The organism is Burkholderia sp. BCC1998, from assembly GCF_905339875.1.
Classification (GTDB): domain Bacteria; phylum Pseudomonadota; class Gammaproteobacteria; order Burkholderiales; family Burkholderiaceae; genus Burkholderia.
In genome coordinates this window covers 1-21,739 of sequence record NZ_CAJPHE010000033.1, presented here as the reverse complement: position 1 = coordinate 21,739, position 21,739 = coordinate 1, and the positions used below count along the sequence as shown (strand labels likewise).

21 protein-coding genes are annotated in these 21,739 nt (G+C 65.1%); 11 read left to right on the top strand and 10 right to left on the bottom strand.

Translation table 11 applies throughout. From position 1 onward, the window contains the following. Positions 1-124: 124 nt before the first annotated feature. The gene (locus tag U5A56_RS34325) at positions 125-2,431 is read right to left on the bottom strand and encodes an AsmA family protein (protein ID WP_044848911.1); all 2,307 of its coding nucleotides are present in this window, start codon (positions 2,429-2,431) and stop codon (positions 125-127) included. Positions 2,432-2,583: 152 nt separating this feature from the next. Here U5A56_RS34325 and U5A56_RS34320 point away from each other — a divergent pair, with 152 nt between their 5' ends. Further along, a complete protein-coding gene (locus tag U5A56_RS34320) occupies positions 2,584-3,285 on the top strand; it encodes an ATP-binding cassette domain-containing protein (RefSeq protein WP_321926983.1) in 702 nt (233 codons plus the stop codon). After that, positions 3,282-4,085, top strand: coding sequence for an ABC transporter permease (locus U5A56_RS34315; RefSeq protein ID WP_321926982.1), 804 nt, complete (start codon positions 3,282-3,284; stop codon positions 4,083-4,085). Before U5A56_RS34320 ends, U5A56_RS34315 begins: the two co-directional genes overlap by 4 nt. 42 nt (positions 4,086-4,127) lie before the next feature. Here U5A56_RS34315 and U5A56_RS34310 read toward each other — a convergent pair whose 3' ends face one another. The 3 genes from U5A56_RS34310 to U5A56_RS34300 form a co-directional block, all read right to left on the bottom strand. Continuing rightward, positions 4,128-4,601 carry a PliI family lysozyme inhibitor of I-type lysozyme gene (locus U5A56_RS34310; protein WP_124485416.1) on the bottom strand — a complete coding sequence of 158 codons (474 nt, stop codon included), beginning with the start codon at positions 4,599-4,601 and terminating at the stop codon, positions 4,128-4,130. A 252-nt stretch (positions 4,602-4,853) separates the two neighbouring features. Continuing rightward, entirely contained in the window at positions 4,854-5,405 is a 552-nt protein-coding gene (locus U5A56_RS34305; protein ID WP_321926979.1) for a DUF6013 family protein, read from the bottom strand. 261 nt (positions 5,406-5,666) lie between these two features. Beyond that, complete coding sequence (locus U5A56_RS34300) at positions 5,667-6,683, bottom strand: zinc-binding alcohol dehydrogenase family protein (protein ID WP_321926978.1); 1,017 nt, start codon at positions 6,681-6,683, stop codon at positions 5,667-5,669. A gap of 123 nt (positions 6,684-6,806) precedes the next feature. Here U5A56_RS34300 and U5A56_RS34295 point away from each other — a divergent pair, with 123 nt between their 5' ends. Together U5A56_RS34295 and serB are read left to right on the top strand one after the other, a co-directional pair. Beyond that, positions 6,807-7,754 (top strand): LysR family transcriptional regulator, encoded by a 948-nt coding sequence (locus U5A56_RS34295; RefSeq protein WP_321926976.1) that lies wholly within the window; start codon positions 6,807-6,809, stop codon positions 7,752-7,754. A gap of 215 nt (positions 7,755-7,969) precedes the next feature. Next, a complete protein-coding gene (gene serB / locus U5A56_RS34290) occupies positions 7,970-8,815 on the top strand; it encodes a phosphoserine phosphatase SerB (RefSeq protein ID WP_321926974.1) in 846 nt (281 codons plus the stop codon). Positions 8,816-8,903: 88 nt separating this feature from the next. On the opposite strand, the gene U5A56_RS34285 is transcribed toward serB, so the two are convergent. The 4 genes from U5A56_RS34285 to rimO all read right to left on the bottom strand — a co-directional run bounded on the left by U5A56_RS34285 (position 8,904) and on the right by rimO (position 13,243). Continuing rightward, positions 8,904-10,085 carry a cystathionine beta-lyase gene (locus U5A56_RS34285; protein ID WP_321926972.1) on the bottom strand — a complete coding sequence of 394 codons (1,182 nt, stop codon included), beginning with the start codon at positions 10,083-10,085 and terminating at the stop codon, positions 8,904-8,906. A gap of 117 nt (positions 10,086-10,202) precedes the next feature. Next, positions 10,203-10,745 carry a hypothetical protein gene (locus tag U5A56_RS34280; RefSeq protein ID WP_321926970.1) on the bottom strand — a complete coding sequence of 181 codons (543 nt, stop codon included), beginning with the start codon at positions 10,743-10,745 and terminating at the stop codon, positions 10,203-10,205. A gap of 206 nt (positions 10,746-10,951) precedes the next feature. Then, on the bottom strand, positions 10,952-11,878 hold the full coding sequence (locus tag U5A56_RS34275; protein ID WP_321926968.1) for a sugar kinase: 927 nt from the start codon (positions 11,876-11,878) through the stop codon (positions 10,952-10,954). A 3-nt stretch (positions 11,879-11,881) separates the two neighbouring features. Next, complete coding sequence (rimO, locus tag U5A56_RS34270) at positions 11,882-13,243, bottom strand: 30S ribosomal protein S12 methylthiotransferase RimO (protein WP_044848901.1); 1,362 nt, start codon at positions 13,241-13,243, stop codon at positions 11,882-11,884. A 525-nt stretch (positions 13,244-13,768) separates the two neighbouring features. On the opposite strand from rimO, the gene U5A56_RS34265 reads away from it, so the two are divergent. From U5A56_RS34265 to U5A56_RS34235, 7 genes are all read left to right on the top strand, one after another. Continuing rightward, positions 13,769-14,023: a hypothetical protein gene (locus U5A56_RS34265; RefSeq protein ID WP_321926966.1), complete on the top strand. Its 255-nt coding sequence runs from the start codon at positions 13,769-13,771 to the stop codon at positions 14,021-14,023. An 11-nt stretch (positions 14,024-14,034) separates the two neighbouring features. Then, positions 14,035-14,421 carry a hypothetical protein gene (locus tag U5A56_RS34260; RefSeq protein WP_321927018.1) on the top strand — a complete coding sequence of 129 codons (387 nt, stop codon included), beginning with the start codon at positions 14,035-14,037 and terminating at the stop codon, positions 14,419-14,421. Positions 14,422-14,511: 90 nt separating this feature from the next. Continuing rightward, the gene (locus U5A56_RS34255; RefSeq protein ID WP_321926964.1) at positions 14,512-15,306 is read left to right on the top strand and encodes an SDR family oxidoreductase; all 795 of its coding nucleotides are present in this window, start codon (positions 14,512-14,514) and stop codon (positions 15,304-15,306) included. A gap of 372 nt (positions 15,307-15,678) precedes the next feature. Beyond that, the gene (locus tag U5A56_RS34250) at positions 15,679-16,458 is read left to right on the top strand and encodes a GntR family transcriptional regulator (protein WP_321926962.1); all 780 of its coding nucleotides are present in this window, start codon (positions 15,679-15,681) and stop codon (positions 16,456-16,458) included. 286 nt (positions 16,459-16,744) lie between these two features. Continuing rightward, positions 16,745-17,716 carry an MBL fold metallo-hydrolase gene (locus U5A56_RS34245; protein ID WP_321926960.1) on the top strand — a complete coding sequence of 324 codons (972 nt, stop codon included), beginning with the start codon at positions 16,745-16,747 and terminating at the stop codon, positions 17,714-17,716. A gap of 184 nt (positions 17,717-17,900) precedes the next feature. Further along, positions 17,901-19,094: a porin gene (locus U5A56_RS34240; RefSeq protein ID WP_321926958.1), complete on the top strand. Its 1,194-nt coding sequence runs from the start codon at positions 17,901-17,903 to the stop codon at positions 19,092-19,094. A gap of 482 nt (positions 19,095-19,576) precedes the next feature. Beyond that, complete coding sequence (locus tag U5A56_RS34235; protein WP_044848895.1) at positions 19,577-19,831, top strand: hypothetical protein; 255 nt, start codon at positions 19,577-19,579, stop codon at positions 19,829-19,831. Positions 19,832-20,184: 353 nt separating this feature from the next. Here the strand turns inward: U5A56_RS34235 and phaR are convergent, their stop codons facing one another. Beyond that, positions 20,185-20,751: a polyhydroxyalkanoate synthesis repressor PhaR gene (gene phaR / locus U5A56_RS34230; protein WP_006478701.1), complete on the bottom strand. Its 567-nt coding sequence runs from the start codon at positions 20,749-20,751 to the stop codon at positions 20,185-20,187. Between the two features lie 118 nt (positions 20,752-20,869). Next, the gene (locus U5A56_RS34225; RefSeq protein ID WP_044848894.1) at positions 20,870-21,610 is read right to left on the bottom strand and encodes a 3-ketoacyl-ACP reductase; all 741 of its coding nucleotides are present in this window, start codon (positions 21,608-21,610) and stop codon (positions 20,870-20,872) included. Between the last annotated feature and the right edge of the window lie 129 nt (positions 21,611-21,739).

The window sequence follows — 21,739 nt, the reverse complement described above, 5'->3', positions numbered from 1 at the left end:
CGTAAGAGAGAAATCGACGGAAAACCGTGTATTTTAGCAGGTGTCGGAGAAACTGCCGACCGCACTGTTCCGGCCCCGCCAGCCGGGCCGCCGCGCGCGGCGCCGGCGCCTCCCTTCGTGGCCCCTACTTGCCTTCCTTCGCCGCGCGCTTCTGCGCCGCCTTCTCCTTCATTTGCCCGAACAGCTCCGCGCACGGCACGTCGCGGTTGTTGCTCGGCGCGATCAGCGGAACCAGCGCCGCGAACGGGTTGATCAGGCCGAGCCCGACCATCGCGCCGGCGCGCAGCGCGAGCGCGCCCGCGTCGACGCCGACCTTCGGGTTCTTGAACGTGCCCTTCGCATACAGCGGCGAGCGCAGCGAGAAGACCCGGAAACCCTTCGTGTGCGGGTGGATCTTGAGGTCGATCGATTCGTCGCGCAAGTTGACCGGGCCGTCGACGTTGATCAGCGCATCGTCCGTATCGAGCGCGAAAACCCTCGGGTCGAGCATCCCGTCGGTCGCGACGAAGTCGATCGCCGCGCAGTTGATGTTCACGTCGCGGGTGCCGAACAGCTTCTCGTAGACGACGTTCGCGACGTTCAGCCCCGCCGCCTCCATCAGCAGCAGGCTGATGCGGCCATCCGTGATGAGCGCCTTCACTTCGCCGGTCGAGGTACCCGCGAGCGCGGCCGGCGAGTTGCCGGTCGCCGACAGCGACGCGTCGCCGTTGATCTCGCCGAGCGCGGTCTGCATCACCTTCTGCGTCGGGAACAGCTGCTTGAGCCTCAGGTGACGCGCGGACAGCGTGAAGCGGCCCTTGAGCGGCGTGCGGCTGCCGTCCAGATGCGCGGTGGTCGCGAGCGTGCCGCCCGCGACGCCGAACTTCAGCGGCTCGAGCGTCAGCACGCCGTCCTGCAGCAGAACGTGCGTGTACAGGTCGGTAATCGGCAGCTGCGGGCTCTTGATCAGCTTGCGGCCGGTGAACTTCACGTCCGCGTCGATCGCGCTCCAGCGCTCGGTGCGGAACCTCGAAACCGGCAGCACGCGGTCCGGCGGCTGGCGCGTCGTGTCGCCGCGCTTCGCCTTGCTCGCGGCCGTGTCGGCGCCGATCACCGGCGCGAGGTCGGAGAACTGCAGCAGTTTCGACTCGAGCTCGCCCGACAGCTTCGGCCGCGGCTCGCGCTGCGCCCAGGTGAGCGTGCCGCGCAGATCGCTGCCGCCCACGCGGCCGTTGAAGTCCTCGTAGCGGAACGTGCTGGCGCCCTGCTTGATGTTGCCGATCAGCCGCCCTTCGGTCGCATACGGCGGCGTGTCGGGCAGCGTGATGCCGGTAATCTGGTAGAGGTGCGACATCGACGTGCCCTGCAGCCATAACCGCAGGTCGAGCGCCGCGAGATGCATCGGGTCGGTCAGCGTGCCGACGATCGCGAGCCGCGTGTCGCCGGCCTTCACGTCGGCCTGCAGCGGGAACGGCTGCGTCGACTTCTCGATCGCCAGCACGCCGCCCACCTTGCCGGTGCCGCTGATCGGCACGTTCTTGTAGCGGCCGTCGACCTTGAGCCCGAACGCATAGGTCGGGCCGGACGGCTTCGCGGGCGCGGCGGCCGCCGACGCACCGGATGCACCTGACGCACCGCTCGCGCCGGATGCCGGCGCGGCCGTCGATGCAGAGGAAACCGAAGTAGCCGGAGCGGCGCCGGACACTCCCGACGCCGCAACGGCAGACGCCCCGCTCGCCGCCTGCGGCGCCGACGCACCCGATGCGGCTTCCGCATTCGCCTTCGCGCTCAATTGCGCGGCGCCGTGCTTGCCGACGCGCTGGGCCGATGCCGCACGCGACCTCTGTTCCTGTTCCTTCAGCACGTCGCCGAGCGGAATCGGCTGGCCGAGCGTATCGATCGCGACCGTGAGATCGGCCTTCGTGATCGCATCGCGATACGTGACGATGCCCTTCGCGAACCCGAAGCTGTCGAGCCGCACCTTCCACGGCGACGGCTGCGCGGATTGCTTGAACTGGAAGGTCCACGTATTGCGTCCGTCGGCGAGCCGCTCGAGGTCGACTGCGGGATTGACGACATCGATCGACGGAATGACGATTTCGTGCGCGAGGAGCGGCAGGATGGCGAGATCGAAATGCGCGGCATCGACCGTGACGAACCTGGGCCCCTTCGCCCAGTCCGGATTGCCGATCTCGAGTTGCGTGGCCGAGAAGCTCGGCCAGGGTACCCATGCGCGCCAGCCGGTCTCGCCGTCGGGGCGACGCCAGCCGACCTTGAGATCGCCGTTGATCGCAAACGAACGGCCAAGCGCGGTACTCACATGTTCGTTGACCCACGGTTTCGCGCGGTTCCAGTCGAACGTGACGATAAAAATGCCGGCGGCCGCGATGATCAGTGCGACGATGCAGACGATCCATGCAGCCGATTTGCCGATGGCTCGGGCTAGCGTCATGGCGATTCCGTTGTTGTTATGCAGAGTGTGCACGCCATGTCGGGCCACGTGCGTGAATGAACGAAGCACGACACTGGCGGCTTTTCAATCTGTATTATGACGCACGCTCCGACGACGCCTCGGCGCCATTAACGCTTTTTTTCATTTTCGACATGACAGCCCCGACCGGTCTCATCGATGCGCAGCACATCACGCGCCGCGACGCCAGCAGCGGCAAGACTTTGCTGGCGCCGACCGACTTCAGCCTCGCCGCGGGATCGCGAATTGCTATCACCGGACCATCGGGTTCCGGCAAGAGCGTGCTGCTGCGCGCGCTCGCGCTGCTCGATCCGCTCGACGGCGGTCAGATCCTGTGGCGCGGCAAGCGGATCAGGCGCGGCGCGATTCCGCGCTACCGGCGCAGCGTCGCCTACGTGCGCCAGCGACCCGCACAGATGGACGGCACCGTCGAAGCGCAATTGCGCTATCCGTACTCGCTCGCGATCTATCGCGACGCGACGTTCGACCGTGCGCGCGCCGAGGCGCTCGCGGCCCGCGCCGGTCGCGGCGCCGATTTTCTCGACAAGCGCGCGAGCGAACTGTCGGGCGGCGAAGCGCAGATCGCCGCGCTGCTGCGCGTGCTGCAACTCGACCCCGACGTGCTGCTGCTCGACGAGCCGACGTCCGCGCTCGACCCCGACTCCACGCGCGCGATCGAAGCGCTCGTCGGCGCCTGGTTCGACGCGGCGGCCGATGCGCGCGCCTATATGTGGATCTCGCACGATCCGGCGCAGGCCGCACGGATCAGCACGATGCGGCTCGTGATGCAGGCCGGCGTGCTGCACGCCGCGAGCGCGACGGAGGCGGCACGATGAGCCCGGCACTGCAGGATCTGAGTCTCGTCGACGTCGGCATCGCCGCCGCGCTCGTCGCGGTCAACGGCGCGATCTCCGCGGCGCTGTCGCTCGGCCTCGGGCGCAAGCTCGCGCTCGCCGCCGCGCGCACCGTCGTGCAGCTGCTCGCGATCGGCTACGTGCTCGGCTGGGTGTTCGGCCATCCGCACTGGACCGTCGTGCTGCCGCTGACCGCGTTGATGACGCTGATCGCGGGCTTTGCGGGCGCCGGCCGCGGCAAGCGCACGTATCGCGGACAGCGCGTCGACAGCATCGCGTCCATCTGGTTCAGCAGTTGGTTCGTCGCGGCGATCGGGCTGTTCGCCGTGATCCGCATTCATCCGTGGTACACGCCGCAGTATGCGATCCCGATCCTCGGGATGATCCTCGGCAATACGCTCACGGGCGTGTCCCTCGGCGTCGAACGGATGATGGAGGAACTGACGGCACGGCGCGACCGCGTCGAGACCGCGCTCGCGCTCGGCGCGACGCGCTGGGAAGCCGCGCAGGATGCCGCGCGCCAGGCCGTGCGTGCGGGCATGCTGCCGACGCTCAACCAGATGGCCGTCGTCGGTGTCGTGAGCCTGCCGGGGATGATGACCGGCCAGGTGCTGGCCGGCCAGTCGCCGCTGCAGGCCGTGCGCTACCAGATCGTGATCATGTTCCTGATCGCCGCGGCGTCCGCGCTCGGCACGGTCGGCGCGGTGCTGATGACGTATCGCCGGCTGTTCTCCGCCGATCACCGCTTTCTCGCATCGCGGCTCGAGGAACGCGCGCATTGACGCGCGGCGCCGCGACCCGCGCGGCATTGGCGCGGCGTGCGGTCAGCGGGCGCTGCGGCGTTTGCCGAGGGCCTGGCGCAACGCGGCCTTGACGTCGGCATCGGGCGCCAGCCCGTCGACCGACGCGACGAGCCGCACCGCGCGCGGTGTCGTCACATAGGCCTGCGCGCCGACATAACCGCCGCTGCCGGCCGAGCGCGTCGTGACGACGAGCGCCTGCGGCGCACGCGCACCGAGGTCGGCCGTGAAGGCGTCGGCGACGGTGCCGTCACGCGCATGCAGCACGCCGGTTACGTAGTCGTCCGTATCGAAGCCGGGCGCGGCATGCGCGGTCGAATACACGCGCACCGCATAGCTGCCGGTCGAGCACGGTTCGAGTGCGCCGCTCGACACGACGGCGACCTGCTGTCGCGACGGCAGCTCGACTTTCTTCGCGAAGCTGCAATCGTCGGCCGCCTGCGCATGGGTGGCGACGAACGCAGCGGCCGACAGCAGCGCGCGCATGCAATGTTTCATCGGGATGTCGTTCGGGGAAGAGGGAGAAGCCCACGAGGATAGCGCGACATCCGCATCACGTCACGCGCGCCGCGGGGCGAATGGCCGCGCTGTCGGTGCGCGCCGGACACGACGCACATCAAACCTCAAACAACGGAAATACGCGAAGCCGCGCGCCACGAAACCGTCACGCGCGGCACTGCCCGGATCACCGGATACGCATCGCGGTTGGTTGCGCACGCACCGGACGCCTTGCCGGCCCGCGCGCACCGCTCAGCGCTTGATCGACACCGTCACTTTCGTGCCGTCGCTCATCGAGACGGACTTCGAGCCGCCATTGGTCGAAATCGACACCCACTTGACCTGGCTCACCGACACGACATCCGGGCACTGCAGCGACTTGCCGCCCGCGCTCACGTTGCGCGTGCCTTTCGGCGCGGCGGCCTGGAAGCTCATCTGCACGTTCGCGATCCCCTTCGCGTCGACCGACGGCGCGAGCCGCACCTGGGTCTGGCGCACCATCGCGCCGTTCGCGTCGCGCGGCAGGTTGTCGGCGTTCGGGCAACCGTCCGGCATCGCGACCGCGCCGCCCGGCGGCACCGACTTCCAGTTGAAGTCGTCCGTTTCGCCCGAGCGGATCTTGCGGGTCTCCTGCGTATTGCCGAAGGTCTTCGAATCGACCTTGACGGTGTATTCGAGCTGCCCTGTCCCGCCGCCCTTCAGGCTGCCCTTGACCGGCGGCGCCGCGAATACGCTCGCGCTGACGCACGCCGCGGCGAACACGACGGACCACGATGCGGCGACTGACAAGCTGCGTTGGCTCATGCTGACCTCCTTGTAATGCGGCGGCACGCGCGTGCCGCGCGGTTTTCGATGCATGATGCGTTGCCAGTCTACCGCCAAGCGGCATGCAATGCGCCGCAAACGCATCGGGTGTTACCCCGCTTGCGTTCGCGACGCGGCATCCCGTACGCGCGACGCCGGCGCTCGGGAACACGCCGGGCAGACCCAGGTTTTCCGCCCCGAAGGAAGTCCACTTCGGGGATGCCCATCGGCGCCTGGCGCGAAGCGACGCGTCTGCGGCACTCAGAAGCCGCTCAGCACCAGCTTGCCGATCGCGCGCCCGGCTTCGAGCAGCTGATGCGCGCGCCGCACGTTGGCGGCGTTGATCGTGCCGAGCTGTTCGCCGAGCGTCGTGCGCAGCGTGCCGCCGTCGACGAGCCGCGCCACCTCGCTCAGGATCTTGTGCTGCTCGATCATGTCCGGCGTCTCGAACATCGCACGCGTGAACATGAATTCCCAGTGAAACGCGGCGCTCTTCGCCTTCAGTTGCTCGACCGGAATCGGCTTCTCGTTCTCGACGATCGTGCAAATGCCGCCCTGCGGGCGGATTACTTCCGCCGCGGCAGGGAAATGACGGTCCGTGTCGTTGAAGATCAGCACGTAGTCGACGCTCGCGTGGCCGATTTCACGCAGTTGCGCGGGCAGGTCGCCGAAATGATCGACCACGTCGTCCGCGCCGAGCGAGCGCACCCATTCGGCCGACGCCGGCCGCGACGCGGTCGCGATCACGCGCAGCCCGGCGAGCGTCTTCGCGATCTGGATCGCGATCGAACCCACCCCGCCCGCGCCGCCGATGATCAGCACCGACTTGCCCGCGTCGGCGCCCTGCGGCGACACGCGCAGCCGGTCGAACAGCGCCTCCCAGGCGGTCAGCGCGGTGAGCGGCAACGCGGCCGATGCCGCGAAATCGAGCGAGCGCGGCTTGAGCGCGGCGATCCGCTCGTCGACCGCGTGGAATTCGCTGTTCGCGCCGGGCCGCGTGATGCTGCCCGCGTAGAACACCTCGTCGCCCGGCCGGAACAGCGTGACCTCGGCACCGACCGCGACGACCGTGCCGGCCGCATCCCAGCCGAGCACGCGCGGCGTCTCCTCGATCTGCGGTTTCGGCGCGCGCACCTTGGTGTCGACCGGGTTCACGGAGATCGCCTCGACCTTCACGAGCAGGTCGCGCGGGCCCGGCACCGGTTGCGCCAGTTCCACGTCGACGAGCGCCTGCGGGTCGTCGATCGGCAGGTAACGGGTCAGTCCAACGGCTTTCATCACGAAACTCCTTCAGGGAAATCGGGCGGGCCGCGGCGCGGCCCCATGCATGCCATCGTAGGCGCCCCGATCCTTCGAGAAAACCGCTATATTTCCTGAAACATTTTCAGGAATTTCAGAATAATGACGTCCGATCCGATTCCAGCCCCCGACAAGCCGCTCGACCTGCTCGATGTCGGCCTGTTCGTGCGCGCCGCGCTGCTCGCGAACGTGAGCGCGGCCGGGCGCGAGTTCGGCGTATCGGCCGCGGTCGCGAGCGCACGCATCGCGCAGCTGGAGCGCCAGCTCGGCGCGCGGTTGCTGCATCGCACCACGCGCCGCATCAGCCTGACGCAGGACGGCGAAGTCTTCATGGCCCGCGCCGAGGCGCTGCTGTCGGCCGCCGACGCCGCGCGCGCCTCGGTCGGCCACGGCCGCAGCGAGCCGTACGGGCGGCTGAAGGTGTCGATGTCGTCGTCGTTCGGCCGCCAGCACGTCGCGCCCGTGATTCCCGCGTTCCTGCGCCGCTACCCATCCGTGTCGCTCGACCTGCGGCTGTCCGACGAGATCGTCGACCTCGTCGACGACGGCTACGACGTCGCGATCCGCCTCGGCGCGCTGAAGGATTCGACGCTGGTCGCACGCAGGCTCGCCGCGAACCGGCGCGTGCTGTGCTGCTCGCCCGCGTATCTCGCCGAACACGGCACACCGCGCCATCCGGCCGACCTCGCGCAGCACGAATGCGTGATCCTCGGCGACCAGCGCGACTGGTCGTTCGTCACGCCGCAAGGCCCGCTCACCGTGCGGGTCGGCGGCCGGCTCGTCGCGAGCAACGGCGAGGCGATCCGCGAAGCGCTCGTCGACGGCTTCGGCATCGCGATCAAGTCGACCTGGGACGTCGGCCCGCTGCTCGCGAGCGGCGCGCTCGTCACCGTGCTCGACGACTACCCGTTCGCGAACGACGTCGCGATCTGGGCCGTCTATCCGAGCCGCGCGCACGTGCCGCTGAAGACGCTCGCGTTCATCGCGTTCCTGGCCGAACACTTCGGCGATCCGCCTTACTGGGATCGCGACCGGCAATCGCCCGAATGACTCGAATAGCCCGCACCGTCCGCCGAATCGCCGTGTGTGCGGCACCCGGCACGGCGCCCGCGCCGGCTCCCGGCGGCGATCCGGTCGCGCCCGGATACCAACCGGCTACAATGGCGCGTTCGCGACGCAACGGCCCGACGCCGAACGGGGCCCGCGCTCGCAGGCGGCCGCATGCCGGCCGCGCACGCGTTTCGTTCGCTTCCAACCATTCCGTCATGACCCACAACCTCGTCATCCAGAGTCTCGCGCCGTTGTCGGACGCGCATCACAAACCGCTGCTCGCGCTGTCGCGCGGCACCCGCATCGTGCAGACCGACGATCACGCGCTGCGCATCGAAAACGCCAACCCCGCGCAGCGTCTCGACATCGACGCGTACTGCGGCACGCATGCGCTCGACTTCGGCTTCGTCGAAGCCGGCCGCGCGCTGAGCGATTTCGGGCTCGTCGTGATGGACATGGACTCGACGCTGATCACGATCGAATGCATCGACGAGATCGCCGATTTCTGCGGGCTGAAGACGCAGGTCGCCGAGATCACCGAGGCGGCGATGCGCGGCGAGATCCGCGATTTCAACGAAAGCCTCACGCGCCGCGTCGCGCTGCTCGCGGGGCTCGACGCGCAGGCGCTCGAGCGCGTGTACGAGGAACGGCTGCAGCTGTCGCCGGGCGCGGAGACGATGCTCGCCGGCGTGAAGGCCGCGGGCCTGAAGACGCTGCTCGTGTCGGGCGGCTTCACGTTCTTCACCGAGCGCCTGAAGGCGCGCCTCGGCCTCGACTTCGCGCACGCGAACACGCTCGAGATCGTCGACGGCAAGCTGACCGGCAAGGTGCTCGGCGAGATCGTCAACGCCGACGTCAAGGCGCGCCTGCTGCGCGACACCTGCGCATCGCTCGGCATCGAGCCGAGCCGCGCGATCGCGATGGGCGACGGCTCGAACGACCTGAAGATGATGGCCGAAGCCGGGCTGTCGGTCGCGTTCCACGCGAAGCCCGTCGTGCGCGATGCGGCCACCGCCGCATTCGACCACGTCGGCCTCGACGGGCTGCTGCGGCTGTTCTGATTTCCGATCCGCGCAAGCCGCCCATGAAAAACGCCCGCGCGATGTTGCATCGCGCGGGCGTTTTGTTGTTCCGCTCGGGGTTCGGTGCTCAGCCGAGCGTGGATTGCATCGCGCGCTCGATATCCGCGCGCAGGTCGGCTTCGTCTTCGAGACCGACGTAGAAGCGTACCAGCGTGCCGCGATGCGGCCAGTCCGGGCGCATCGACGCCACGTCGTAAGGCATCGCGAGGCTGCACGCGCCGCCCCAGCTCCAGCCGATCGCGAACAGCTCGAGCGCCTCGACGAAACGATCGATCTGCTCGGCACTGTAGCGCTCGTCGAACACCACCGAGAACAGCCCGCCCGCGCCGGTGAAGTCGCGCATGAACGATGCGTGCCCCGGACAGTCCGGCAGTTGCGGATGCAGCACGGCCGCGATCTCCGGACGCGCCTTCAGCCATTGCGCGAGCGCGAGCGCGCTCTTGCTGTGCGCATCGAAGCGCACCTGCATGCTCGGCAGGCTGCGCAGCACGAGCGAGCAGTCGTCGACCGACACGCCGATCCCGCAGCGCATCCGGGCGAGCTTCAGTTGCGCCTGCAGCGCCGCGCTCGCGGTGATCGTCGCGCCCATCAGCACGTCGCTGCCGCCCGATTGATACTTGGTCAGCGCCTGCACCGAGATGTCGACGCCATGCTCGAACGGCTTGAACGCGAGCCCGGCCGAATACGTGTTGTCGATCGCGGTGACGATGCCGCGCGCCTGCGCGACCGCCGTGATCGCACGCACGTCGGGCACTTCCATCGTCACCGAGCCCGGCGCCTCGATCCAGATCAGCCGCGTGTTCGGCTGGATCAGGTCGGCGATGCCGGCGCCGACGAGCGGATCGTAGAAGCGCGCGGTGATGCCGAAATCTTTCGCGAGCCAGTTGCCGAGATCGGCGTTCGGCCCGTAGACGTTGTGCGGGATCAACACGTCGTCGCCCGCCTTCACGATCCCGAAATAGACGTTCATGATCGCCGCGAGACCCGACGGCTGCAGCAGCGCATGCGTGCCGCCTTCGATCTCGGCGAGCCGCTGCGCGAGCGCGAGCGACGTCGGGGTCGCATGCAGCCCGTAGCGCCACTGGTTGTCGTCATGCCAGACCAGCGCGCGCATCGTCGCGAGATCGGGGAACACGACCGTCGACGCACGCTCGACCGGCGGCACGAACGAACGGAAGCCATCCGGGATGTTGTCGTCGGGTTGAACGATGCGGGTCTGGAGTGCGCGCTTCGGAGTGGATGCAGTCATGGCAGGAGGCCCGGAGAAAGGCCGTTCGGTTGCGGAATGAATAGGTGGCTAGGTTAGCCAAAATCGGCGCGGTTGGCCCGGTACAATGCGCGCCGCATGCGCCGAGCCAGCGCGCGCTCAGTCGTCGGTGCGCAGATTGACCACGTTCCCGACCGTCTCGATTTCCTGCACGCGGCCGTCGCGTACCTGCAGCGCCGCGCGCTTGCCCGGCGCCAGGCGCAGCACGACGGGTTGCGGATCCGATTCGTCCGAGTTCATCCGGTCGGCCTTCAGCTCGCCCGTCGCGTCGAAGCGGCCGATCCACACGCCCGTGATGTTCGTGCCGTCGTTCGATTCCTCGATCTCGAGCGTGTCGCCGTCGCGATCGCCGGCGAGCAGCACTACCTCGCCCGTGTCCGCGAACTGGTATTCGCCGTGCACGCCTTCCTCGTCCGTCTTCGGGCCGAGATGCACGACGATCGGCCGATCGCCGAGCGTGCCTTCGTAACGCGGCAGGCGGGCGAATTCCGGATTCGGCCGCAGCGGCCGGGCGGGTGCCGCTTCATCCTGCTGCGCGCCCGACGCGGCAGCCTGTGCCGCGACCACGCCCGGCATCGTGAGGCCCGCCGCCAGCGCGCCGGCCATCACCAGCGCCCGTTGCCATTGCGAATATCGACCCACCTTGTGTTGCTCCTTGCTTCAGATTCGCTCGAAAATCGCGGCGACATGCTGCGCGTCGCCGCTGCACATCGATCGCCACGCGCACGTGGCGACCGCCGATGCGCAGGCGCCGAGCGCGGTACGCACACCGCTCGCCAGCCGTTCACGTCGCCCGTCATCCGGGCGTTCGAGTGAACACGTCGCGTCGCCGGCGTGCGGGAGCCGCGTCAGCCCTGCATCAGGCGTTCCACCGCGTCGCGGCGCGGAATCGGCGCGACCGCGCCGTAGCCGGTCGTCGACAGTGCCGCCGCCGCGTTCGCATAACGCGCGGCCGCGAACGGATCGTCGCCTGCGACGATCCGCGCAACGAACGCACCGCCGAAGCAGTCGCCCGCGCCCGTCGCGTCGACGGCCGCGACCGCGAAGCCCGGCACCACGCGCCGTTCGTTCGGCGTCGCGACATACGCGCCTTCCTTGCCGAGTTTCAGCGCGACGACCCGCGGCCCGTGCTCGAGCATCGCATCGACGATCGCGTCGCGATCGTTCGCACCGGTGAGCGCCGTGACGTCGTCCCAGCTCGGCAGGCAGATGTCCGTCTGGCGCAGCGCTTCGCGCATTACCGCGCGGGCGCGTGGCAGCGGCCACAGCTTCAGGCGCAGGTTCGTGTCGAAGCTGACCTGCGCGCCGTTGCTGCGCGCGTGGTCGATCGCCGCGAACGCGGCGTCGCACGCGGCCGTGCCGATCGCGAGGCTGATGCCCGACAGGTGCACGGCCCGCGCCGCGGCCAGCGCATCGAGCGGCAAGTCGGCCACCGCGTAGCGGCTCGCCGCGGAACCCGCGCGCAGATAGTCGAACTGGTGGCCGTCAGCACCGTGCGTGACGAAATACACGCCGGTCGGCGCCGTGCGGTCGATCCGTACGTACGTCGTATCGACGTGCTCCGCCGCCCACATGTCGGTCAGCAGGCGGCCGAACGGATCGTCGCCGATCGCCGACACGAAGCCCGTCGACGCGCCCTGGCGCGCCGCGGCGATGCAGAAGTTCGACGTGTCGCCGCCGAAGCCTTGCAGGAACTCCGGCCGGCCCGGCTGCGACTGGTTGAATTCGATCATCGCCTCGCCGAGCGCGAGGATCTGCGGCAGTGCGGCGGTCATCGCTTAAACCTCGCCCCACAGGTCGTGGCCGTCCGCGCCCGTGATCTTCACCGACACGAAATCGCCGACCTTGTAGCGCTTCGACGCCTTGGTCGCCGGCTCGACGTAGACGACGCCGTCGATCTCCGGCGCATCGGCCGCCGTGCGGCCGATGCCGCCTTCCTCGCCGACTTCGTCGATCAGCACCTTGAGGGTCTTGCCGACCTTGCGCTGGATGCGCCGCGCCGACACTTCCTCGGCCACTTCCATGAAGCGCGCGCGGCGTTCTTCGCGCACCTCGTCCGGCAGCGCGCCGTCAAGTTCGTTCGCGGTCGCGCCTTCGACCGGCGAATACGCAAAGCAGCCGACGCGATCGAGCTCCGCCTCGCGGATGAAGTCGAGCAGCGTTTCGAACTGTTCTTCCGTCTCGCCGGGGAAGCCGGCGATGAACGTGCTGCGGATCGTCAGGTCCGGGCAGATCTCGCGCCACTTCTGCACGCGCTCGAGCACCTTCTCGGCGTTCGCCGGGCGCTTCATGCGCTTCAGCACGTCCGGATGCGCGTGCTGGAACGGCACGTCGAGATACGGCAGCACATGGCCCTTGAACGGGCCTTCGGCCATCAGCGGAATGACTTCGTCGACGCTCGGATACGGATACACGTAGTGCAGGCGCACCCATGCGCCGTACTGCGCGGCGAGTTCGCCGAGCGCGGCGACCAGGTCGGTCATGCGCGTCTTGATCGGCTTGCCGTTCCAGAAGCCGGTGCGGTACTTCACGTCGACGCCGTATGCGCTCGTGTCCTGCGAGATCACGAGCAGTTCCTTCACGCCGGACTTGAAGAGGTTCTCGGCTTCCAGCATCACTTCGGCGACCGGGCGCGACACGAGGTCGCCGCGCATCGACGGGATGATGCAGAACGTGCAACGGTGGTTGCAGCCTTCGGAAATCTTCAGGTATGCGTAGTGACGCGGCGTGAGCTTGATGCCGGCCGCCGGCACCAGGTCGGTGAACGGGTCGTGCGGCTTCGGCAGGTGCGAATGCACGGCCTGCATCACTTCGCCCACCGCGTGCGGGCCGGTGACGGCGAGCACCTTCGGGTGGACTTCCTCGATCAGGTTCGAGCCGCTCGCGCTCGACTTCGCGCCGAGGCAGCCGGTGACGATCACCTTGCCGTTCTCGGTCAGCGCTTCGCCGATCGCGTCGAGGCTTTCCTGCACGGCTTCGTCGATGAAGCCGCAGGTGTTCACGACAACGAGGTCGGCGCCGTCGTAGGTGCCGGAGATTTCATAACCTTCGGCACGCAGCTGCGTGATGATTTGTTCGGAGTCGACGAGGGCTTTCGGGCAGCCGAGCGACACGAAGCCTACTTTGGGGGACTGGGACATCTGGATGTGTGGGGGCGTGGCGGCAAAAGCGTGAGTTTACAGCTATTTATGGGTCAGCGAGGCAAAAACGGCGGTTGGTGGCGGTGCCGGCGGCCTGCTCGAATGAGCTGGCCGGCGGGCGGCCGACTCCGTCGCGCTTGATGCGTCCCTTTCAGTTCGGGGCGAATGGGGGTGGTCTCCGTCGCCGGCACCAGCGCCAAGGGCCTCGCGGGTGTTCCCTGCGCGTAGCCGGGATTGCCACATGCCGAACACGTCCGCCGTGCGCGGAGGGTCGGATCCATCGAGCCGAGTTGGGCCTAACCCGTTTCGGCCTTCCGTCGTTACCGATGCGGACGCAGTCCCCCCAAGCTCGTCACCGACGGCATCACCGTCGCGTCGACAGCACCAACCTAGGGGCTCCTTGCAGATGGAAAGTCGGCGCCGATCGGCCGCACATCCACTTTCGCCCCGCTTCTCGGCCTGACCACCGTGTTCGGCGGTCATCCTCGACATTCTGTTGGCCACCCACTAACCGACCTAACCATCATGCCCGATCACTACCTTGCCGAAATGAGCCTCGCCCTCCAGATTGCGATAAGCGTCCGGCGCTCGCCAAACGAAAACCCGATTACCGGGCGCAGACGATGCTGCTCGATGGCCCGATTCATTGCTTCGAAACTTGCCCGGCTGCCAGCGTGTACCGAAACGACGGTGAAATCGCGCACGATCATCGTTCAATGCATTCGCGCGCACGCGAACCAGAACCTGATTGACTCCGTGTCCGGGTCGGCCGCCCGCTGAATTTGAAGGAAGTGGCGCTCGCGTATCCGCCACCGGATCCGTTGCATCAATTGATCGACGTGTTCGACGCGCCGCTGTGCTTCGATCAGCCGGTCAACTCGTTCAGCTTCCCTGCTCGTCTGCTGAACCATAAGGTGGTCCGTTCGTATTCCGAGCTGGAAGCCATCATCGACTACTTTCCATTCGATTTCGGTCTGGCAGCGATTCCCGACGCCTGCTATTGCTCACGCACTGCAGCACCGAGGGGGCGCACCCAGCTGCGAAACCGTGGCACAACTGTTCCCTATAAGCACGGCGACACTGCGTCGGCGCCTGCCAACCGAGGACAGCTCGTACGGCGCATTGCGCGCGCTGTTTCCGCCGTCTGCGAACTCTCCAGTGCGATATCGCCGAAGTAGTCCATTTGAGTGAAGATTTGAAATCGTCATTGAGGCAGCCTGTCCGCACGTTCCTGAGTAAAGATGGATACACATCGAAGGAGTAAGCAGATGGGTACGATTGCAGTGACGGGAACCGCTTCCGGCATCGGAGCGGCAACGCAAGCGCGCCTGGTCAGTGAAGGGCATCGAGTCATCAGCGTCGACCGTCACCAGGCCGATGTTGTCTGCGACCTGGGTTCCGAGCCGGGTCGACGGTTCGCCATCGAACGCATCAACGCGCTTTCGGACGGTCGCCTCGACGGCCTGGTGACCTGTGCCGGGGTCGGCGGCTTCCCACATCGTCGTGGCGCGGAAGTCGCCGCGATCAATTACTTCGGCACGGCCGTTCTGTTGTCCGGACTGAGGCCGGCTCTCGCGGCGTCGGGAAATGCGTCGGTCGTCGCCATCAGTTCCAACTCGTCTACGGCCCAACCCGGGTGGCCCGAAGCACTGGCCGCCGCGTGTCTGTCCGGGGATGAAACGCTCGCCTGCACGATGGCCGACACGTTCGGACCCGTATTGACCTATCCCGCGACAAAGGCCGCGATTGCCCGACTTGTCAGGCGTTTGGCGCCAGGGAAGGACTGGATCGGAAGCGGAATCCGATTAAACGCGATTGCACCGGGATTGATCGAGACGGCGCTCACGACTGAAGGTCGTAGCGATCCCGACATCGCACGTCAGCTCGACGCCTTTCCGATACCCGTTGGCCGCCCGGGAACACCTGAAGAAGTCGCCTCGCTCATCGCGTTCTTGCTCGGAACGGAGTCCCGATTCATGTGCGGCTCGGTGATCTGGCTCGACGGTGGTACGGATGCCCTGCTCCGGCCGGACGACTGGCCAGTGCCGATGCAGTTGGCGTGAGCGAGGCTGGCAGATGTGGGCAACGCAATCAAACAGATGCTGCAAACAGTAGGTTGCCAAGCATCGCATATGGTTTTCAGCGTCGCTGAACGAAAAACAGACATCATCAAACAAAATCGCTCAGCTCGAACGCGGATTGCTGACGCTCAGCGCGCGCCACCCCAAAAAGCATCGGATCTGTATACATTTACGATGCCACCCCTCTCAAAATGACCACCACATCACAATAAAACCCAGATCTCATCTCAAAAATATGAGGTTTACACTCATTTTCATGCATTTCTTACATCTTCATAATTATCACTGTATACAGAAAGCATTCAGCAAGCCCATACGGCTCTGGCCAACCACTCCGTTATGCGGAACCACCCGATGAACCACGACGATCCGGGATTTGACGACAGCAAGGAAACCCATGCGCAATCGCAGACGGTCAAGGCGTTGCTGGGGATGCGCGAGTTGGTACTGAGTGGTGAGCTGGCACCACGCACGAGGATTTCCGAACTCTGGGTCGTCGAGCGTTTGAACGTCTCGCGCACACCGGTGCGAGCCGCATTGATTCGACTGCATCACGAAGGTTTGCTCGAACAAATCCCTTCGGGAGGCTTTGCGGTTCGCTCCTTCGAAGAGAGCGAAATATGCGATTCAATCGAGCTGCGCGGTACGCTCGAAGGACTGGCTGCACGTCTCGCCGCGGAACGCGGTGTGGAAGCATCAGTGCTCGATGCTTTGCAAATGTGTGTCGCGCAAATCGACGAGGTGCTTGCCACCAAACTCAATTCCGAGAAGTTCTCTCAATACGTTGAAATTAACCGGCAGTTTCACAAATTGCTCGCGCAAGCATCTGGCAGCGCGGTGGTGTGTCATCAGATCGAGCAGGTGATGCATCTGCCGTTTGCGTCTGCAAGCGCATTCATCATGGTGCAGTCGATCGATGACGACGCACGAGACATGCTCCTGCTGGCACAAGCGCAGCATCGCGCCGTGGTTGATGCACTGGTACGCCGGGAAGGCACCCGCGCTGAAAGCTTGATGCGCGAACACAGTCGCATTGCGCAACAGAACCTGCAACTCGCCTTGCACAACCACAAGGCGATGGCTCAGTTACTCGGCGGCAACCTCATCCGCCTGCGCGAACGATCGACTGAATAGATTTCCCCCAACCTGAGGAGTGACATGTGCTTGATGAACAGGTGGTCCGTCGCGTCCACCTCGGACGAACTCGCCAGTTCGGCCCCGGGGCAGAACATCGGTTGTCGCGATCGCAAGCGTTTGACTACTTCGTCAGAGAACCTTGACTCCGGGCTTGATTCGAGCGCCGTCTCCTAACGTTGAAAATCTTCACGGGAGCGCGTGCGTCCTGGCGTCCCTGTGATACGAAGTGCATATGTCCGTTTACCCCTTCAATCCGTAGAAATTCTCTTTAGGATAACCAATTATGTCCACGAATAAACGCAGAGATGTCTTGAAGATGGGCCTGGCCGGCCTCGGAAGTGCATTGCTTCCTACTGTCGTACCGACACTGGCTGCCGCTCAAGATTCGGTGGCTGCCGCCCCAAAAACGACCGGAACGCGCCTGATCCTGCTCGGCACAAAAGGCGGCCCCAGGGTTGGGCTGGGGCGTTCGAATCCGGCAAATTTGCTGGTCATCAACGATGTCCCCTACGTTATCGACTGCGGCATGGGTGTCTCCCGGCAGTTCGTGAAGACCGGCATCCCGTTGTCGCGCCTGCGCTACGTGTTCATCACCCATCACCACTCCGACCACAACCTCGAATACGGCAACCTGCTCTACAACGCGTGGGCGACCGGCCTGAAGGCACGGATAGACGCGTATGGTCCGAGTGGACTTGAACGCATGACGCGGAATTATTGGGACCTCAACCGCTTCGATATCGAGACGCGCATCGACGATGAGCAGAAGCCCGATCTTCGCAAGTTGGTCGTTGCCCATGACGTCACAAAGGACGGTGTTGTGCTGGAAAACGCTGACGTGCGCGTAACCGCTCTGCGCACCCCCCATCCTCCGATCGCCGATGCCTTTGCATACCGATTCGAGACGCGAGACCGCGTCGTGGTTTTCTCCGGTGACACGGCCTACAACCCCAAGCTTGCAAATTTTGCGCACGGCGCGGATGTGCTGGTACACGAAGTGCTTTATCCCCCCGGCGTCGACGCCTTGGCTGCCCGTATCGGCAATGCCGCCACCGCGAAGAAGCACTTGATCGACAGCCATACGTCAACGGATGAGTTGGGTCGCTTGGCGGCGGAAGCACAGGTCAAGATGCTAGTCCTCAGTCATTTGGTGCCGGGCGATGACGAGAAGATCACTGACGAATTGTGGACGCGCGACATCCGCAAACACTACAAAGGGCCGATCGTCGTCGGTCGCGACATGATGGAAATCTGATCGGCATTGCCCACGAATGATGGCGATATAGGAGCCCTCACTTCTCGCCGCCATCGTCGCACGACATATCGTCTTTCCACATTCACGACAATTAATTCGCTATCCAAATCACTTTACATACCGCAAATCGAGAATGCAGAGAGTGAGATGGATCCCGTTGCACCCAACATGACGGAGACTATTCATGAACCCCAAAACCGCCGCCGTCGCGACTGCCTTGCTCGCCCTGTCGATTCAGCATGTTGCCGCTGCGCAAGGCACCGTGACCCTTTACGGCATCATCGATCACGGAATAGCCTACGTGAATCGTGTCGCGTCCGAATCGACGGCGCCGAGTGCCAGCCGTGTGTCAGCCGTCGCGGGATTTGGGTCCGGCAATCGCTTCGGCTTGATCGGCAAAGAACCGTTAGGGGGTGGGTTGCGGGCGATTTTCACGCTCGAAAACGGGTTTAACGGCTTCAACGGAGCCGCATTGCAGGGCGGCAAGATGTTCGGCAGGCAGGCCTTTGTCGGCCTGGAGAGCGACACGTTCGGCACGGTGACGCTCGGCCGGCAGTACGACTTCAACCTTGAGTATCTCGCGCCGTTCCTCGCCTGGCTGCAGTTCGGCAGTATTTACGGCGCGCACATCGGTGACGTGGACAACACCTTCGCCAGTTTTCGTCACAACAACATGGCCAAGTATCAATTCACACCGCTCGCCGGTCTCAAGCTGGGTGCCTTCTATTCGTTCAGCAATCAAGCAGCCGGCCCGCAGGGTGCAGGATTTGCAAACAATCGTGCCTATGGCATGGGTGCAACGTACAAGCATGGCGACTGGAGTGCCGCGTTGACGTGGCTTCACTTGAGCAATCCGTCGGCATCGTCATCGAGCAACGGCAACCCCAACGGCGCAGTCGGGGACGGTTACGCTAGTGCGACAGGGCTTTTCTACAACCTGGGGTTTGTTCAACGGCAGAGTGTCTATGGGGCCGCGCTCGGTTATCAGATGCGTAAGTCACGCATCAATTTTGCGGTTACCCATACGCGTCTCGCCTATGACGGAGGAAGAGACATCCGTGTGGTGAACTACGAGCTCAACGGTCGTTATTCCGTCACGCCAGCGCTGATGTTGGGTGCAGCGTACATCTTCACCAATGCCAACGGGTACACCGGTGTCCGAGCCACGGCGATCGGTTCCGGAAACCACCCCAAATGGCACCAAGTCGACCTGGGCGCCACCTATTCACTTTCGAAACGCACGGACATCCACATGTCGTGCATTTATCAACGTGCGGCCGGCGACGCGCAGGCCGTGGCGCTCAACGTACTCGGACAGGGCGGAGCCGGCGCGACGAGCCAACTTGCGTTGGTAACCGGACTGCGCCACCGATTCTAGACAAACTGGTGGAGGAGGCCTTTGCCGTCCCCAGCTCCATCCCAGCTGCGCGGGTCGTCCGCCTACAATCACGCCGAATACCCTGATTCACTTTAACGAGGGAAACTAAAGATGGCATGAGAGGAGATACACAAGTTCGCTGGTGGAGGCCCTCACAGATCGCGTCAAGCCGAGTGGTCGCGGCGCACGCTTTCATTTCTCCGGTCGGTTTGTGCTCAAGCAACCGACTCGCCGATTCAAGTCGTCACGCCTAAACCGCGACGGCGCAAACCAACTGTCGGAACACCGTGAGTAGCGGCCCCCAATTGTCAGCTCGCTGGCGCATCGAGTCGGAACGAATCACCGATCCGCCGCTTTCAGACCGACGGTGCGGAAACAACGGGCGCGATGCCCCACACCGCCACACAACAATCACGCAGCCCCACCCCGTCGCTATGCGAAAATCGCGACATCCGCTTCTTCACCTACCCAACGGGGCTCGCATGACCACCCACATCACGATCGAATTCACCGAGCACGCCGCCGAAACCATCGGCGAGCAGACCAGCACCAGCTTTTCCTATGACCAGGGCGCCCACGTGCCGCAGCCTGGCGATTTCGTCGAGATCGAGAACTCGCAGCAAACGTTCCTCGTGATCGGCCGCGTGTTTTCGCTGAAGGCGAACTACTGCGCGGTGAAGCTCGTGCTCGACCTGCCGCCGGCGGACGATCAACAGGATTTCGATCGCGCGCTTTGAGCGAAGCCGGCGCGCCATGCCGGCATTGAGGCGGCGCGTCGTCGCGCCGTCCGACACAACGGCGTCCGCCCGCGCCCGCGCACGCACGCGCGCCATCAGGCGCGACATGCTCCGCTTGTATTTCGCTGCTTGCCTGGAATTCGATCGACCGGACGACGGTCACGCCCGCCCCCACCCAGGGGCACGGGCATTCGGTGCCGACGATCAGGGACGACCGTCGGCGACATCTCGCGGCAGCGAGCCGCCAATCATCGTCGTGCCCGGGCACGCGACCGGCCGCATCGCACCCGCCGCACGTCGCGGTACCGACGCCCGACGGCTCGCGCCGCCGCGGCCGGCCTGCCGCGACATCGTTACTTCTTCTCCGGCTCCGGCGTGCCCGGTTGCTTGAACGGGAACGTGCTGAACATCGACTTCGCCTGATTCTGCATCTGCTCCTGCATCTGCACGAACATGTTCTTCGACTGCTCGATGTAGCTCGTCATCATCCCTTGCATCATCGGCGCCTGCATGTTCATGAACTGCGACCAGACTTCCGGATTCATCGCGTTGCCTTCGTACAGGTTCTTCGATTGATCCGCGAGCTTGTTCTGGATGTCGATGAACGCCTGGATGTTCTTTTCCAGGTACGTGCCCATCATGCCCTGCATCGCATGACCGTAGAAACGGATGATCTGCGACAACATCGACGACGAGAACATCGGCACGCCGCCGCTCTCTTCCTCGAGGATGATCTGCAGCAGGATGCTGCGCGTCAGGTCTTCGTTCGATTTCGCGTCGACGACCTTGAAGTCCTCCTGTTCCAGCACGAGTTGCTTGACGTCGGTCAGCGTGATGTACGTGCTCGTCTCGGTATCGTAGAGCCGGCGGTTCGGGTACTTCTTGATGAGCCGCTCGGCCGTTTTCTTTGTAGTAGTCATGTAACGCCTTTGGGTGCAGCGTAGCGCAAGTGACAAATCCCCGCCTCCCGGATCCGGGAGGCGGGGGCCTTCGGAAACGCCAGGCTGCGCGGCCGGTCCGGCCTGCGCAGCCGGACGTTCAGCCCATGTGCAGGCCGCCGTTCAGCGAGAAGTCGGCGCCGGTCGAGAAGCCGGAATCGTTCGACGCGAGCCACGCGACGATCGAGCCGATTTCCTCCGGCGCACCGAGACGCCGCACCGGAATCGTCGCGACGATCTTCTCGAGCACGTCCGGACGGATCGCCTTCACCATGTCGGTGCCGATGTAGCCCGGCGACACGGTGTTGACCGTCACGCCCTTCGTGGCGACTTCCTGCGCGAGCGACATCGTGAAACCGTGGATGCCGGCCTTCGCGGTCGAGTAGTTCGTCTGGCCGAATTGCCCCTTCTGGCCGTTCACCGACGAAATGTTGATGATCCGGCCCCAGCCGCGCTCGACCATCCCGTCGATCACCTGCTTCGTCACGTTGAACAGGCTCGTCAGGTTGGTGTCGATCACGGCCGTCCAGTCTTCATGCGTCATCTTGCGGAACACGACGTCGCGCGTGATGCCCGCGTTGTTGACCAGCACGTCGATCTCGCCGACTTCGGCCTTGACCTTGTCGAACGCTGCCTTGGTCGAGTCCCAGTCGCCGACGTTACCTTCCGACGCGATGAAATCATAGCCGAGCGCCTTCTGGTCCTCGAGCCACTTCACCCGACGCGGCGAGTTCGGGCCGCAACCCGCGACCACCTTGAAGCCGTCTTTCGACAGACGCTGGCAGATGCTGGTGCCGATGCCGCCCATCCCGCCCGTTACGTACGCAATTCGCTGAGACATAAATCTCACTCCATTTTTTGGTTTCGAGAGCCGCCGGAGGCCCCTCTGACTTCACGTGGCACCGGCCGAAGCCGCAATCGGCCGGCGCCCGGATTGGTTTGGCAGTGACGAACGACCGGTTACGGACGT